This window comes from Actinoplanes cyaneus, assembly GCF_016862095.1.
GTDB classification, from domain to species: domain Bacteria; phylum Actinomycetota; class Actinomycetes; order Mycobacteriales; family Micromonosporaceae; genus Actinoplanes; species Actinoplanes cyaneus.
In genome coordinates this window covers 1-16,161 of the sequence record NZ_BOMH01000070.1, presented here as the reverse complement: position 1 = coordinate 16,161, position 16,161 = coordinate 1, and the positions used below count along the sequence as shown (strand labels likewise).

The window sequence follows — 16,161 nt, the reverse complement described above, 5'->3', positions numbered from 1 at the left end:
TCAGGGCGATCGCCACCACCCTAGCCGCGCGGGGTCGCGACCTCGACAGACGATCCCAGAATCCGGCCACCGGCGGAACGCCGCCGTTCGCGACACGCCGACCTCACAGCCGGGCGTGTCGCGTACTCCGGGCGGTATGAGGCGAGAATGTCTCGGTGCGCCTTCCCTCCGGTTCCGGTCGTGGCCTGTCCGCGCTGACCGCCGTCGCGCTGGCCCTCGGCCTGGCCGGCTGCGGCGACGGCGGCACGCCCGACGCCGCCCCGACCCCGTCCGCCTCGGTGTCGGCCTCGGCGACCGGTGGCAGCCCGGACGCCCGGGTCCAGCTCGCCGGCCTGGCCGCGCTCGCGATGGACCGGCGTTACGCGGCGCTCTACTCGTTCACCGGCGGTGACGGCGTCGCCCGCAACGTGGTGGCCACTGTCGCCAACGACGGCACCTGGCGGGTCGACATCGCGAGCGGCGCGCTCGGCGGGGCCGCTGACGTCTCGATCGTGCACAACCCGAACGGCGTCTACCAGTGCACCCTGTCGATGACCAGCACCCCGGTGACGCCCGGCTGCGTGCACGTGGCGGCGAAGGGCGAGAAGGTGCCGAGCCGTTTCGACCCGAAGGTGCAGCGGCTGTTCCGGCAGTGGCTGCCGGTCTTCACCGACCGGGAGTCGGCGCTCGCGGTCTCCGCGGTGCAGCCGCTGGCCGGCGCGACGGGCAGCTGTTACTCGGTGGACTCGACCACCGCGTCGCTGGACGCACCGGTCGACGTCGGCGTCTACTGCTACGCCCCGGACGGCATGCTGACCGCGGCCCGGGTCGGTTTCGGCGTGCTCAAACTGGTCCGGCAGGTCGCCGCTCCGGCCACCGTGCAGTTCCCCGGCCCGGAGGTTGGTGGCGAGGCGATGGGCATGGGCGGGCCGGAGTCCACGACGGCCGGGTCGGCGGCTCCGACGCAGTGATCGTGAATCCCACCATCCGGTCGTTCGGATAGCCGCCCAGATGTGGATCACGTAACGTGGGTGCCGACATGTGGCAGGTGAACCTCCTCCTTCTCTGCCGCGACGGGGCCTCATTCCAGGCCGGCACCCCGTCGCGGTGGTGACGCGCGCCGCCTGCTCGTCTTCTTCCTGACTGGAGCAGTCACATGTCCACGTTCGAGAACACCCAGCGCAGCAGCTCGATGCCGTTCCAGCGCTACGAGTCGTACCAGAAGCAATTCTCGATCTCCCTGCCCGATCGCCAATGGCCCGGCCGCGTCGTCGAGACCGCCCCCCGCTGGTGCGCGGTCGACCTGCGCGACGGCAATCAGGCGCTGATCGATCCGATGTCCCCGGAACGCAAGCGGCGGATGTTCATGCTGCTGGTGAAGATGGGCTACAAGGAGATCGAGGTCGGTTTCCCGGCGGCCAGCCAGACCGACTTCGACTTCGTCCGCCAGCTCATCGAGCAGGATCTGATCCCGGACGACGTCACCATCCAGGTGCTGGTGCAGTGCCGCGAGCACCTGATCGACCGGACCTTCGAGTCGATCCGCGGCGCCAAGCGCGCCATCGTGCACTTCTACAACTCGACCTCGGTGCTGCAGCGGCGGGTGGTCTTCGGCCTGGACAAGGACGGGATCACCGACATCGCGACCCAGGGCGCGCGGCTCTGCCAGAAGTATGCGGAGATCCACACCCCGGACACCGAGATCTTCTACGAGTACTCGCCGGAGTCCTACACCGGCACCGAGCTGGAGTATGCGCTGGAGATCTGCTCCGCCGTGATCGACGTGATCGACCCGACGCCGGCCCGGCCGCTGATCATCAACCTGCCGGCCACCGTCGAGATGGCCACCCCGAACGTGTACGCCGACTCGATCGAGTGGATGCACCGGAACCTGCCCCGCCGGGACAGCGTGATCCTGAGCCTGCACCCGCACAACGACCGGGGCACCGGGGTGGCCGCCGCCGAGCTGGGCCTGCTGGCCGGCGCCGACCGGATCGAGGGTTGCCTGTTCGGCAACGGCGAGCGCACCGGCAACGTGGACCTGGTGACCCTGGGGCTGAACCTGTTCTCCCAGGGCATCGACCCGCAGATCGACTTCTCCACGATCGACGAGATCAAGCGGACCGTGGAGTACTGCAACCAGCTGCCGGTGCACGAGCGTCACCCGTACGCGGGGGATCTGGTCTACACCGCGTTCTCCGGTTCCCACCAGGACGCGATCAAGAAGGGCTTCACCGCCCTGCAGGCCGACGCGGACGAGGCCGGCGTCGACATCGACTCCTTCACCTGGGGCGTGCCCTACCTGCCGGTCGACCCGAAGGACCTGGGCCGCACGTACGAGGCGGTCATCCGGGTCAACTCGCAGTCCGGCAAGGGCGGCGTGGCGTACATCATGAAGGAGGAGCACAAGCTCGACATGCCGCGGCGGCTGCAGATCGAGTTCTCCGGCGTGGTGCAGCACCACACCGACGAGGAGGGCGGCGAGGTCTCCCCGCAGCAGATGTGGGACATCTTCGCCCAGGAATACCTGGTCGAGCACCAGCTGGGCAGCGCCTTCAAGATCGAGGCATACAGCACCGCCACCGTGGACGGCAAGGTGGAGATCGACGTCGAGGTGATCCACCGCGGCATGCGGCGGCCGCTGGTCGGCGTCGGCAACGGCCCGATCGACGCGTTCACGCAGGCCGTCGAGCCGCTGGGGATCAAGGCCCGGGTGCTGGATTACCAGGAGCACGCGCTGACCTCCGGCGGGGACGCGCAGGCCGCGGCGTACGTCGAGGTCGAGGTCGGTGACCGCGCCTTCTGGGGCGTGGGCATCGACGCCAACATCGTCAGCGCGTCGATCAAGGCCGTCACCAGCGCTATCAACCGCGCTCGCTGATGTCACTCCCTCGTGCTGCCGAGAGGCGGCACGAGGGACCCGGCTCTACGCTGAGCGGGTGCCCCCACGTAACGCTGTTCGATGGTTCCTTCCGTTTCTGATCACCGCCTCCCTCACCGCCGGATGTGAGGTCGTCGACGCCGGCGACCCGGGCAGCACCGGCGCGCCGGCCACCGGCGGCACCAACTCCGGCTCGGGCTCGTCGAAGGACGCCGAGGCGCAGCTCGGCAAGCTGACGGTGGTCGCCAAGACCGGGTCGATGGCCGGCTACAGCCGGGAGAAGTTCCCGCACTGGAAGAGCACCGGCAAGAACTGCGACGTCCGCGACTCGGTGCTGGAGCGCGACGGCACCAAGGTGAAGAAGTCCGGCTGCAACGTCGTCGCCGGGAGCTGGAAGAGCATCTACGACGACAAGACCCTGACCGCGCCCGCCCAGGTGGACATCGACCACATGGTGCCGCTGGCCAACGCGTGGCGCTCGGGCGCCGACAAGTGGACCACCGACCAGCGCGAGGGCTTCGCCAACGACCTGGACCGCCCGCAGTTGGTGGCGGTCTCGGCCGGCTCGAACCGGTCGAAGGGCGACCAGGACCCGTCGACCTGGAAACCGCCGGCCAAGGACGAGTGGTGCGCCTACGCCACGGACTGGGTAACCGTGAAGAGTTACTACAAGCTCACCGTGACCCAGAAGGAGAAGGACGCCTTGAAGGACATGCTGGGGACCTGCTGATGACCGCTTCCGAACAGAGCGCCGAGTCCGCAAAACCTGCCGAAGCCGCCAAGACCGCCGTGCCCGCCAAGACCGGCGCGGCGGAGAAACCGGTGGAGAAAGCGGCCGCGAAACCGGCCGAGAAGCCGGCCGCGAAACCGGCCGCGAAACCGGGCAAGAGCACCGACATCGTGCCCGGCCCGGGTGGCGTGATGACCGACGAGGCCGGCGTCGTGACCGGCGACCTGACGCTGCGCACCGAGCTCGCCGGGAACGACCTGACCCTGCGCGTCCAGTACAAGGACGCCGAGGAGTGGTACACCGTCACCGGCGGCAGGACCACTCTCGCCGACCCGGCCGACCTGGACGCCGTGCACGCCGTCGCGGTCGGGCTGCTGAACCGTCCGGAGGGTTGATCGCGGCGCCTAGGCTCCCGAGTGGACCAATCCACGGGGAGGAATGGACATGCGCGCGTTCAGAATCGGGATCGTGTTGTGCGCCGGCGCCGGCCTCGGCGCGGTGCTCGCGGCGCCGGCCCAGGCCGCCACGGACGCCGGGGTCGTCTCGGCGTCCGGGGCCAGGGTCGGCTACACGGCCGCCGGCGGTCAGGACAACGACGTGTCGGTGACCCGCGCCGGCCGGGTCGTCACCATCCAGGACGTCGTGCCGATCACCGCCGGCCCGGGTTGCACGGCTGTCGACGAGACCACGGTGAGCTGCGCGCTCGCCAAGGCGCCGCTGCGGGTGACGGTCGCGCTCGGCGACGGCTACGACTTCTTCACGAATCAGACGGCGATTCCGGCGTACGCCGACGGCGGCGCCGACAGTGACAATCTGACCGGCGGCACCGGCGCCGATCGCCTGACCGGTGGCGGCGACATGGACACGCTGATCGGCGGGGCGGGCAACGACGTGCTCGCCGGCGGCGACGACGGCGACCAGCTCGTCGGCGGGGACGGTGACGACGTGCTGCGCGGCCAGGCCGGCAACGACGTGCTGAACGGCAATGCCGGCGATGACGTCCTGGCCGGTGGCGCCGGTGACGATCTGATGGCCGGGGAGGCGGGTGACGACGACCTCGACGGCGGCGCCGGTGACGACTTCGTGGACGGCGGCGCGGACACCGACCTGTGCGGCACCGACCCGCGGGACCTGCTGAGCAACTGCGAAGGCTGACCCCTGAACATCCGCAGACCGCTCCTGCTGGCCGTCGCGGCCACCGTTCTGCTGGCCGCGACGACCGGCTCGGCCGCTCACCGGCCACCACCGGCGATGACGCTGGGCAGCGTGATCCCGGCGCCGGCCGAGGTCGTCCCGTCGCGGTCGGAGCCTTTCCGGCTCACCGGGGACACCGTGATCACCGCCTCGGGAGCGGCCGTGCCCGTCGCGGATCAGCTCGCCGCCGCGTTGCGCCCGGCCACCGGCTTCCCCCTGCCGGTACGGGCGAGCGGCGGGAACGCCGTCAACCTGCGGCTCAACGACGTCGTCGACCCGTGGATGGGTGACGAGGGCTATCGCCTGGAGATCCGGCCCGAGGGCGTGGCGCTGCGCGCCAACAGACCCGCCGGTCTCTTCGCCGGCTTCCAGACGTTGCGGCAGCTGCTTCCGCCGGCCATCGAGGCGGTCACGGTACGTCATGCGGAGTGGGCCGTCCCGGCCGGCGTGATCCGGGACCGGCCGCGGTTCGCGTACCGCGGGGCGATGCTCGATCTGGCCCGGCACTTCCACCCGCCGGCCGACGTGAAGCGGTACCTCGACGAGCTCAGCCGCTTGAAGATCAACTATCTCCATCTGCACCTCGCCGACGACCAGGGCTGGCGGATCGAGATCGACGGCTGGCCGCGGCTCACCACTGTCGGTGGCGGCCCGGGGACCGGCGTGCGCGGCATCGGCGGCGGTCACCTGACCCAGGCCGACTACCGTGACCTGGTCCGGTACGCGGCGCAGCGGCACATCACGATCGTCCCCGAGATCGACATGCCCGGGCACGTGAACGCGGCCCAGGTCGCCTATCCCGAGCTGACCTGCGACGGGGTGGCGCCGCGCCCGCGGATCGACATCCGGGTGGGGTACAGCTCGCTCTGCACGGGCAAGGAGGTCACGTACCGGTTCGCCGAGGACGTGATCCGGCAGCTCGCGGCGATCACCCCGGGGCCGTACCTGCATCTCGGCGGCGACGAGGCGATGTCCACCCCGCATGCCGACTACGTGGCGTTCGAGCAGCGGGTGCTGCCGCTGGTCGCGAAGTACGGGAAGACGGCGAGCGGCTGGGAGGAGATCGCCGCCGCGCCGGCCGCGACGAACGCCGTCATTCAGTACTGGGCGGTCACCCGAGACAAACCGGCGGTCGCCGCGGCAGCCGGGGCCGGCGCGAAAGTGATCATGTCCCCGGCGAACCGGACCTACCTGGACATGCAGTACGACCTGCTGACCCCCGGCGGGCTGCACTGGGCGGGAACCATCGACCTGCCGGCCGCGTACGACTGGGACCCGGCGACGTGGGCGCACGGCGTCCCGCCGGAGTCGGTGCTGGGGGTGGAGGCGCCACTCTGGTCGGAGACGCTGCGCGACTACCGCGAGGTGGAGTTCAGCGCGTTCCCGCGGATGGCGGCGATCGCCGAGCTGGGCTGGTCACCCCGATCCGCACACGACTGGGTCTCGTTCCGGGACCGGCTCGGCCGTTACGGCCAGGGGTGGGTGCGACGCGACGTGCACTTCTACAGATCGCCCGAGGTCAGGTGGTCCTGACCTCGGGCGCGCTGCGATGTCCGTACGCCGGAAAGCGTCTTTTGATCCTCAGGCCGGAGCCGCGGCCGGCGTGCGGCCCGTGACCGCCTCGTCGTCGACGACCGGGAAGTGGCAGGCGGTCAGGTGCGACGCCGGGTCGTCCAGCCGCGTGACCAGCGGCGGCTCCTCGGTCGCGCAGATGTCCTGCGCCTTCCAGCACCGGGTCCGGAAACGGCAGCCGGACGGCGGGTTGATCGGGCTCGGCACGTCGCCGGTGAGCAGCACGCGGTTGCGCTGAGCCCGGTCACGCCGGACCGGGTCGGGCACCGGGACGGCCGACATCAGCGCCACGGTGTATGGGTGCCGCGGGTTCTTGTAGAGGTCGTCACGGTTCGCGATCTCCATGACCTTGCCCAGGTACATCACGGCGACGCGGTCGGAGATGTGCCTGACCACCGACAGGTCGTGCGCGATGAAGACGTAGGTCAGGTCGAACTCGCTCTGCAGGTCCTCCAGCAGGTTGACCACCTGCGCCTGGATCGACACGTCGAGCGCGGAGACCGGCTCGTCGGCGATGATCAGTTTCGGCCGCAGCGCGAGCGCCCGGGCGATGCCGATGCGCTGGCGCTGGCCGCCGGAGAACTCGTGCGGGTACCGGTTGTAGTGCTCCGGGTTGAGACCGACGAGCTCCAGCAGCTCCTGCACGGCCTTCTTCAGGCCCTGCGGGGTCGGGATGTTCTGGATCTGCAGCGGCGCGGAGATGATCGTGCCGATGGTGTGCCGCGGGTTCAGCGACGAGTACGGGTCCTGGAAGATCATCTGGACGTCGCGCCGCAGCGGCCGCAGCTGCGCCATGTTGCGGTGACTGATGTCCTGACCCTCGAAAACGATCTTGCCGCCGGTCGGCTCCAGGATCCGGGTGAAGAGCCGCCCGGCCGTCGACTTGCCGCAGCCGGACTCGCCGACCAGGCCCAGCGTCTCGCCGGCCTGCACGGTCAGGTCGATGCCGTCCACCGCGCGGACCGCGCCGACCTGGCGCTTGAACAGCCCCTTCGTGATCGGGAAGTGCTTCTGCAGCCCGGTCACCTCGAGCAGGTTCTCGCTCATGGTTCTCTCTCTTCCCCGCTCAGAGGTTCGGTGCGATGTCTTCCTGGAAGAGCCTGTTGCGCTCCTCCGGCGGCATGTGGCAGGCGACCGAGTGCACCCCGCCGGTCAGCACCGGAACCTCGGTGAACGACCGGTCGCCGTTACGGCCCGCGTACGGGCAGCGCGGGTGGAAGGCGCAGCCCGACGGCAGGTTGATCAGGCTGGGCGGCGAGCCCTTGACCGGGATGAGCCGATCCCTGACCTCCCGGTCCAGGCGCGGCATCGAGCCGAGCAGACCCCAGGTGTACGGGTGCTGCGGCCGCTGGAACAGGTCGATCGTCGGGCCCTTCTCGATCACCTTGCCGCCGTACATCACCAGGACCTCGTCGGCCAGCTCGGCCACCACGCCGAGGTCGTGCGTGATCATGATGACCGCGGAGCCGAACTCGGCCTGCAGATCCCGGATCAGGTCCAGGATCTGCGCCTGCACGGTCACGTCCAGAGCCGTGGTCGGCTCGTCGGCGATCAGCAGCTTCGGGTCGTTGACCAGCGCCATCGCGATCATCGCGCGCTGACGCATACCCCCCGAGAACTGGTGGGCGTAGTCGTTGAAGCGGCGCGCCGGCTGCGGGATGCCGACCCGGGCGAGCATGTCGATCGCCCGTTCCCGGGCCACCTTCTTGTTCACCCCGGGGTGGTGCACCCGGTACGCCTCGACGATCTGCGACCCGACGGTGAAGTACGGGTGCATCGCGCTCAGCGGGTCCTGGAAGATCATCGACATCTTGCCGCCGCGCAGGCCGCGGACGTCGGCGTCGGAGGCGCTGACCAGTTCCTGCTCGTCCAGCCAGATCTCGCCGGTGACCTTCGCGTTGCTGCGGGTCCGGTGCAGGCCCAGCAGGGCCAGCGAGGTGACGCTCTTGCCGGAGCCGGACTCGCCGACGATGCCGAGCGTCTTGCCGGCCTCCAGCGAGAACGACGAGTCGGTGACCGCCTGCACGATGCCGTCGTCCGTCTCGAACCGGACGTTGAGATCCTTGACCTCGAGGAATGGGCGTGACATTCGCTCTCTCCTCAGCCCAGCCGCACGCGCGGGTCGATGGCGCTGTAAACCAGGTCGACAACCAGGTTCGCGATGACGATGAAGAACGCGGCGATCATCGTGACGCCCAGGATCACCGGCAGGTCGTTGCCGCGGATCGCCTGGAGGGCCTGATAGCCCAGACCGCGCAGGTTGAAGACGGCTTCGGTGAGGACCGCGCCGCCGAGCAGCGCGCCGAGGTCGAGACCGAAGATCGTGACGATCGGGGTCAGACCCGATCGCAGCGCATGCTTGCCGATCACGATCCGCTCGGTCAGGCCCTTGGCCCGCGCCGTGCGGATGTAGTCCTCGCCCAGCGTCTCCAGCATGTTCGCCCGGGTCAGGCGGGCGTAGGTGGCGGCGAAGAGGAAAGCCAGCGTGATCCAGGGCAGCAGCATCTGGATGAACCATTCGCTGGGACTCTCCAGGAACGGCACGTAGTTGCCCTCCGGCAGCCAGCCGAGCCAGTTCACGAAGATCTGTTTGGAGAGCAGGCCGGTGAAGTAGATGGGCAGCGAGACGCCGGCCAGGGCAATGAACATCACCGCCCGGTCGGGTATCGATCCCTTCCGCAACGCCGAGATAACACCCGCCGTGACACCGCCGATCAACCAGAGGATCGCCGCGCCCAGTGCCAGCGAGAGCGTCACCGGCAGATCGTCCATCAGGAGCGGGGTCACCTCCTGCTCGGTCTTGAAGGAGTAACCGAGGCACGGGGCGTCGCAGTGCTGGACATCCGGGCCGTTCGCGTAGTCGCGGCCTGCCACGATGCCTTTGAGGAACTTGCCGTACTGCACCAGGATCGGGTCGCTGAGGCCCATCTTCTCCCGGATGCCCTCGACCGCGACCTTGTCGGCGGTCTTACCGATGTAGAGCAACGCCGGGTCGCTACCGGTGAGCTTCGGAACCATGAAGAAGATGCCGAAAGTCACGAGCGTGACCACGAGCAGCGTCAGGACGGCGTTGATCAGCCGCCGGATGAGATAAGCCACCACGTCGTTCGGCCGAACGACGGGCGGGCGCCGGAGTGAACCGGCGCCCGCCCGCCGCGGGCGGCCTTCACCAACCCTTCGAATTACCCGATGCGATCAGGACTGGTTACTTGCCGTCGCTGACGCCGAGGGCCTGGAAGTCGACCATGCCGAAAGCGTCGTGGATGTAGACGTTCGTCAGCCGCGGGTTGCGGTAGTTGAGCGCCTTGTCGACCACGAAGGGCAGGTAGTACGCACCCTCCATGATCTTGTGGTTGATCTGCGAGTAGACGTCCGCCGCCTTGGTGGCGTCGGTCTCGCCCGCGGCCTGGTCGAACAGGGCGTCGATCGACGTGTCCTTGATCAGCGGCAGGTTGTAGTTGCCGTTGTTCAGGATGAAGCGGCTGTCCGCCAGCGGCTGCAGGTAACCCGAGCCGGTCGGGTAGTCGGCGCCCCAGCCGGCGATCTCGATGCCGTAGCCCTTGGACTTGACGTTGTCGGGCGCACCGATGACGGAGGAGATGTTGCCACCGTCGTACTGCTCGATCGCGGCGTTGATGCCCACGGCCTTCAGCGCGGCCTGCAGCGCCTCGGCGGTCTTGACCTCGGCCGGCTTGTTGTTACGAACGGCGATCTTGGTGTCGAAGCCGTTCGGCTTGCCACACGCGGTGAGGGCCTTCTTGGCCTCCTCCGCCTGCGGCTTGCCCTGGAGCCGGTTGAACGGGTCGTACTTGGTGTCCGAGCCCGCGATGTTCGGCGGCAGCATGCTGGTGCCGATGTCGCCACCCGCGATCGGGCCGCCACGCGCGGTCTGCAGCGAGGTCGGGTCGGCGGCGTAGATGACCGCCTTGCGGCAGTCGATGTTGTCGAACGGAGCGACGTTGGTGCTAAGCGCGGCGTAGCGGATGAAGCCCGTGGTCGGGGTGTCCGCGTTCGCCTTCAGCGTCGGGTCCTGAAGGATCTTGGTCCGCGAGGCGGCCTGCACACCGGTCTGGCCGACGTCGAGGTCCGCGGTGCCGGCGATGAGCCGGCTGTCCATGTCCTCGGCGTTGGTGGTGACCGTCAGGTTGATCTGGTCCGGCAGCGCCTTGCGGATGGTGTCCGTGGAGGCGTCCCAGTTCGGGTTGCGCACCCACATCGCGCCCTTACCGGGCTGGATGCTGCCTTCCTTGAACATGTACGGGCCGGAGGAGGCCGGCGCCGCGTTGTACTGCGCGCCCTTGTCCCGCTTCTGCGGCACCGGGCCGGCGCCCGGCATGGCCAGCAGGTAGAGGAAGTCGGACTTCGGCTCCTTCAGGTGGAAGACGATCGTCGAGTCGTCCGGCGTCTCGACGGTCTTCAGACCCAGCTTGTTCGGGTCGGTGTCCTTGTACGGACCCTTGTAGCCCTGGCCCTGGTCGAGGATGTCGATCAGGTAGACCGGGCCGCCCGGCAGCACGTCCTGCGCGAAGATGCGCTCGATGCCGTACTTGATGTCCTTCGACGTGATCGGCGTGCCGTCGTCGAACTTGATACCGCTCTTCAGCTTGAACGTGTAGGTCTTCTTGTCCGCGCTGATCTCCGGCAACGCGGAGGCGAGGTCGGGCTGGAGCTCCAGACCGGGCTTCTCCGGCGCTGACGCGTAGTCGACCAGCTTGCGGGTGTAGAGCCGGTTCAGGTTCCACACGAACGCGTAGTAGCCACGCGCCGGGTCCCAGAAGTCGGCGTCCTGCGCGCTCCACAGGTTCAGCGTGCCGCCCTTGGTGGTGGACGGGTTGACCACGCTGGTGATCGCGGCGTTGTAGGCGGACTTGCCGTTGCCGGAGCCGCTGGTCTTGTTGTCGTCGCTCTTGGAACCGCCACAAGCGGCGGTCGTGAGGCCGAGTGCGAGCGCGACGCCAGCCGCGGCTATCGCCCTAGTCTTCCTTGACACCTGTACTCCTACCTCCTCGAACAGCGGAACCAAGCGGTCCGCGAAACATGCGATGTTCCAGCTACCGCCAGGGATCAGCGGGCCTTCGGGTCGAGCGCGTCACGCAGGCCGTCACCGAAGAGGTTGAAGGCCAGGACGGTAATGAAGATCAACGTGCCGGGGATGATCATGAACATCGGGTCGATCTGGTAGACCGGGACCGCCGACGAGAGCATGCCGCCCCACGACGGGTTGGGCGGCGGGATGCCGACACCGAGGAAGCTGAGTGCGGCCTCGGTCAGGATGTTCGTCGGGATGATCAGCGTGGTGTACACGAGGATCGGCGCCGCCAGGTTCGGCAGCAGCTCCCGCATCAGGATCCGCGGCGAGCGCGCGCCCATGCTGCGGGCCGCCTCGACGAACTCACGCTCACGCAACGACAGCGTCTGCCCGCGGACGATCCGGCCGATGTACGGCCAGCCGAAGAAGCCGATGACACAGACCAGCACCGCCACGCGCGACCATCGGGCGTTGAGACCCAACATCTCGTACGGCAGGACCGAGACCAGTGCGATCGAGAAGAGCAACTGGGGGAAGGCGAGCAGGAAGTCCATCACCCGGCTGATCGTGGCGTCGACCCAGCCGCCGAGGAAGCCGGCCGCCAGCCCGAAGATCACGCCGAGAATCGTGGAGACCAGCGCGGAGAGGAAAGCGACAGTCAGCGACGTCTGGGCGCCGTAGAGGACCCGGCTGAAGATGTCCCGCCCGGAGTCCGGCTCGACACCGAAGAGGAATTCCGTGCTGATGCCGCCGAACGCGCCCTTCGGCGTACCGAAGGTCGGGTCGAGCGTCTCGTTGTGGAACTCGTCGATCGGATGGCCGAACCACTTCGTGAGCAGCGGCGCCAGGATCGCGATCAGAATCAGGAAGATGACGACGCAGGCGCCACCGAGAGCCACCTTGTCCTTCTTCAGGCGGCGCCACGCGATCTGCTTCAGCGAGCGGCCGGCGATCGCCTTCTCGGCGGGCCCCCGCACTTCAGCCGCGTCGGCCGTCAGTGCCGACTCCTCGTCGGTGACCGACGCTTCTGGGCCAAGCGACATCTGTTTCGCCGGTCCTCTCCCGGCCACCACCCAGCAGCGAAGAGTCCACGGCCTTCAGGCGCGTGGCACGGAAGCTCCCACGACCCGGAGACGATGGCCCACGCTGCCGGCGGTAAACCGATCGGTTATCGCATGCCTCGAGTGCCGGCCCCCGTCGCATCCGGCCACGATCGGGCCGGGGCCACGAGGGCACCTGATGGCGGGTGTGGCCGCCATCGAGAGGAACATTCACCTAGTGCGGTGCTCGGGTCAAGCTCACCGACCGCACGCGGATGCTTCCGTGTCTCCCTCGTGATGTCACCGTGACCTAGACGCCGAACAAACGGAAGGTACCGCGTAAGGGGCTCGCAAGTAGCCAATCCGGGCCAAACTGCTTGCATCACGTTACTTCGGCGTTACCGCATGTAAATTCTGCACTTCTAAACCGCCCGACGGCCCTCGAATGCCCGACCGAGGGTGATTTCGTCCGCGTACTCCAGATCACCGCCGACCGGCAGCCCGCTCGCCAACCGGGTCACCGCAATACCCATCGGCTTCACGAGCAGCGCCAGATAGGTCGCCGTCGCCTCCCCCTCGGTATTCGGATCGGTCGCCAGGATCAGTTCCTTGACCTCCCCGGTGCCCAGACGGATCAGCAACTCACGGATCTTCAGATTGTCCGGCCCGATGCCCTCCAGCGGGTTGATCGCCCCGCCGAGCACGTGGTACCTCCCGCGGAACTCGCCGGTCCGCTCGATCGCGACGACATCCTTCGGCTCCTCGACCACGCACAACACCTCATTGGTGCGGCGCGTGTCGCGGCAGACGCGGCACTGCTCCGACTCGGCCACGTTGAAACAGGTGGTGCAGAACCGCACCAACTCCTTCACCTTACGCAGCGCCGAGGACAACCGGTTCACATCGGCCGGATCAGCGGACAGGACGTGGAACGCGATGCGCTGAGCCGACTTCGGGCCGACGCCCGGCAGCCGGCCCAGCTCATCGATCAGGTCCTGAATGGCACCCTCATACACGAGATCAGAACCCCGGCAAGGAGAGGCCGCCGGTCGCCGGACCCATCTTCTGCTCGGCCAGCTCCCGCTGCGCCTCGGCCGCATTGTGGATCGCGGCGAGCACCAGATCCTCCAGCGTCTCCACGTCATCCGCGTCGACCGCCTTCGGGTCGATCTTCACGGCCTTGTACTCCCCCAGCCCGGTCACCGTGACCGTCACCAGGCCGCCGCCGGCAGTCCCGGTCAGCTCGGCCTCGGCCAGCTCGGCCTGAGCCTTCGCGACCTGCTCCTGCATCTTCTGCGCCTGCTTCATCAGCTGCTGCATGTTCGGCTGTGCACCGGGGCGCATCGCATTGCTCCTCAAGTAGTCATCAACACCTGCTGGACGACCGCCGTCAATTCCCGGACGGGCGTCTCGTCAACCGCCGCCAGCGTAGCCGCCGCGCCGCCGGTTCCCGGTCAGCGCATCGTCGCGCCGCGGTCCACGGCCTGCTTCCGGGCTGCGGCGTGGTCGCTCTTTCCTGCTTCTCCCGTACGGCGTCAGCCCGGCCCGCGCCCACCGGGAACAGCCCCGGCGGCAAACGCGCACGCCGCACCCCGTTGGCTCGCCCGAGCCGACCGGAAACCAGCGCACAGCCACCGCCCGCCACCCGCCGCCGACACCGCTCAGTCCCGGGCGTTCGGGTGGCGAGCCGGCCGCCACGCGCTGCACCGCCGCCACTCCCCGTCCGAGCGCCACTGCCGCCGGACCGCCACCTCGCCGGCCGCCGCTCGGCGGCCGGTCGGCTCCCGGTCGCTTGGACCGTTCCCGGCGTTCGGCCGGCTCCCGGGCCTTCGGGCGGGTCCCGCGCGCTCCCCGGTCGTTACACCTCGCCGATCTTCTCGGCGCCGAAAGCATCACGCAGCAGCTGGAAAGCCTGCTCCTCACTGCTCTGGCGCGCCGTCTTCTCGTCGATCACCTCGTCGAGCGGCTCGTCCCCCGGGTCGAAGCCCTCGAATCCGGCGGCGCTGGGCGGCCCGTCGTACTCCGGGTCATACGGCGCCTCGCCGATCGGAGTGCCGTCGGACCAGGCCGAACCCCCACCCGCGCCGCCTGCCGCCGGAGCCGCTCCGGGCCCGCCCGGCGAAGCCGGACGCCCAGAGACACCCTTGGCCGCGTTGGCCGCAGCAGCACGGGCGGCAGCCAGGCCGCTGCTGGGGATCGTGTTCCCACCACGAGCCGCGGCAGCCCGAGCCGCCTCCATCGCAGCCGAACGAGCAGGGGCAGCCGGAGCAGCCGGGGCAGCCGGGGCAGCCGAACGAGCCGGAGCAACCGCCGACGGCAACGCCGGGGCTGACGGGCCGCTCGACGCTGCTCGCGTCGCCGACTCAGTCGGCGCCATTGAAGGTGTCGGGCCGGCCGACGTCGCCGAAGCCGCCGGGCCCGCCGGCGCGGCGGGGACGGACGCCGCCGCGGCGGAAACAACCGCGTGAGCAGCCGCAGCCGGTGACACGTCCTGACTTCCCGAGCTGGACGGCACCGCGGGTGACGACACGCCCGATGCGGCGGCGCTGACCGACGGCGATCCGCCCGCCGAGGCGCTGACCGGGGTCGGCCGGCCCGCCGAAGGCGTGGACCCCGGCGCACCGACGCCCGGGTTCGCCGGGGGCGTCACAACCGGCTGATCCTCGGGCACGGGCTCCGGACGCACAGCGGAACTCGGCACCGGACCGGGGTCAGATGGAGAAGCCGAGGCGTCCGCACCCCAGTAGGCGGCCGCCTGCGTCGGCCGGCTCTCGGAAGTGACCGGAACAGCCCGGGCCACAGAACCGGGCTTCACCGGCTCGGGCCAGCCGTCATCCGCCACGACCGGCGCCGGGCGCGGGGCTACTGAACCCGGACGGACCGGCTCCGGCCAGTCGGTGTCGTCGCCGGAACTCGCAGCAACGCCCTGCCCGCCCGAAGCGTCGGAGTCTGCCGGCCCTCGCTCGGAGGCGGCCTCCCGCTCGAGAACGAACTCCCGGTCGGCAACAGCCCCCCGGTCGGTAACAGCCACCCGCTCGGGAACAGCCCCCCGCTCCGGGGCGACGGCAGACGACGGAGCAGCAGAGGCCGGCCAGTCGTCGTCGGAGTCGGCGGCGGCCGGGCGCTGCGGGCGGGACGGACGCGACTCCGTACGCCCGGTGTTGCGCTCGGGCGCCGTGGAGGCCGACGACGTGGCGCGGCCGGCGGGCATACGCCGCGCGGCCGACTGGTCGGTGGACGGCGGGCGGCTGCGCGGGGCCGCGTTGCGGGACGGCGGCTCGGTGGTCGCGTCGCCGACGTCACAGCGGATCTGCCAGCGCCCGCCGAGCTCACTGGCGAACTCCGTGGTGATCAGCTCGGAGTAGGTGAGGAAGCGCTCCGCATACCTAGGGGTCGGTGCGAGGAAGAAGACGGTGTCGCCGTCGACGTCGTGCAGGCCGATGCCGCTGTTCTGCATCACCTTGATCTTGGCGTCCTTGGCCCCGAACGCCTGCCACACCGTCCGGACCTGGGGCAGGCCCGGCCGCGGCGGAGCGGGCGGCTCCAGGTCGGCCGGGGGTTCCTCGTCCCACGGCGGCTCGTCGTCATACGGCTCCCCCGCCGGACCGTCGGCAACCTGATTCCAGTCCACCTCGGGAACAGCCGCGGGCGCTGCCGTGTCCGCCAAGTCACCGGACGCGGCACGAACCTCACCAGCGGCCCCCGCCTCGGACCCAGCCTGAGCCGCGGAGACGGA

General features: G+C 69.4%; 13 protein-coding genes and 1 pseudogene. 6 read left to right on the top strand and 8 right to left on the bottom strand.

Annotated features, from left to right (window positions below):
* The first annotated feature begins 155 nt into the window (after positions 1-155).
* From Acy02nite_RS38990 to Acy02nite_RS38965, 6 genes are all read left to right on the top strand, one after another.
* Positions 156-950, top strand: a complete 795-nt coding sequence (locus Acy02nite_RS38990; protein WP_203753162.1) for a hypothetical protein — start codon at positions 156-158, stop codon at positions 948-950.
* A 185-nt stretch (positions 951-1,135) separates the two neighbouring features.
* Positions 1,136-2,860: a 2-isopropylmalate synthase gene (gene leuA, locus Acy02nite_RS38985; protein ID WP_203753161.1), complete on the top strand. Its 1,725-nt coding sequence runs from the start codon at positions 1,136-1,138 to the stop codon at positions 2,858-2,860.
* Positions 2,861-2,918: 58 nt separating this feature from the next.
* Positions 2,919-3,590, top strand: coding sequence for an HNH endonuclease family protein (locus tag Acy02nite_RS38980; RefSeq protein WP_239175615.1), 672 nt, complete (start codon positions 2,919-2,921; stop codon positions 3,588-3,590).
* Positions 3,590-3,985, top strand: coding sequence for a hypothetical protein (locus Acy02nite_RS46850; protein WP_307872307.1), 396 nt, complete (start codon positions 3,590-3,592; stop codon positions 3,983-3,985). Before Acy02nite_RS38980 ends, Acy02nite_RS46850 begins: the two co-directional genes overlap by 1 nt.
* 49 nt (positions 3,986-4,034) lie before the next feature.
* Positions 4,035-4,745, top strand: coding sequence for a calcium-binding protein (locus Acy02nite_RS38970; protein WP_203753159.1), 711 nt, complete (start codon positions 4,035-4,037; stop codon positions 4,743-4,745).
* 111 nt (positions 4,746-4,856) lie between these two features.
* The gene (locus Acy02nite_RS38965) at positions 4,857-6,317 is read left to right on the top strand and encodes a beta-N-acetylhexosaminidase (RefSeq protein ID WP_239175613.1); all 1,461 of its coding nucleotides are present in this window, start codon (positions 4,857-4,859) and stop codon (positions 6,315-6,317) included.
* Between the two features lie 48 nt (positions 6,318-6,365).
* Here Acy02nite_RS38965 and Acy02nite_RS38960 read toward each other — a convergent pair whose 3' ends face one another.
* The 8 genes and pseudogenes from Acy02nite_RS38960 to Acy02nite_RS38925 all read right to left on the bottom strand — a co-directional run.
* On the bottom strand, positions 6,366-7,403 hold the full coding sequence (locus Acy02nite_RS38960) for an ABC transporter ATP-binding protein (protein ID WP_203753153.1): 1,038 nt from the start codon (positions 7,401-7,403) through the stop codon (positions 6,366-6,368).
* 19 nt (positions 7,404-7,422) lie between these two features.
* Positions 7,423-8,445, bottom strand: a complete 1,023-nt coding sequence (locus tag Acy02nite_RS38955; protein ID WP_203753149.1) for an ABC transporter ATP-binding protein — start codon at positions 8,443-8,445, stop codon at positions 7,423-7,425.
* An 11-nt stretch (positions 8,446-8,456) separates the two neighbouring features.
* Entirely contained in the window at positions 8,457-9,458 is a 1,002-nt protein-coding gene (locus Acy02nite_RS38950; protein WP_203753147.1) for an ABC transporter permease, read from the bottom strand.
* A 103-nt stretch (positions 9,459-9,561) separates the two neighbouring features.
* Positions 9,562-11,346, bottom strand: coding sequence for an ABC transporter substrate-binding protein (locus Acy02nite_RS38945; RefSeq protein WP_203753144.1), 1,785 nt, complete (start codon positions 11,344-11,346; stop codon positions 9,562-9,564).
* Between the two features lie 74 nt (positions 11,347-11,420).
* Complete coding sequence (locus Acy02nite_RS38940) at positions 11,421-12,428, bottom strand: ABC transporter permease (RefSeq protein WP_203753141.1); 1,008 nt, start codon at positions 12,426-12,428, stop codon at positions 11,421-11,423.
* Positions 12,429-12,847: 419 nt separating this feature from the next.
* Complete coding sequence (gene recR, locus Acy02nite_RS38935) at positions 12,848-13,441, bottom strand: recombination mediator RecR (protein ID WP_203753138.1); 594 nt, start codon at positions 13,439-13,441, stop codon at positions 12,848-12,850.
* Positions 13,442-13,445: 4 nt separating this feature from the next.
* Positions 13,446-13,745, bottom strand: a complete 300-nt coding sequence (locus Acy02nite_RS38930; protein WP_239175629.1) for a YbaB/EbfC family nucleoid-associated protein — start codon at positions 13,743-13,745, stop codon at positions 13,446-13,448.
* A gap of 538 nt (positions 13,746-14,283) precedes the next feature.
* Positions 14,284-16,161 (bottom strand): annotated as a pseudogene (locus Acy02nite_RS38925) (DNA polymerase III subunit gamma and tau); the annotation flags it as partial.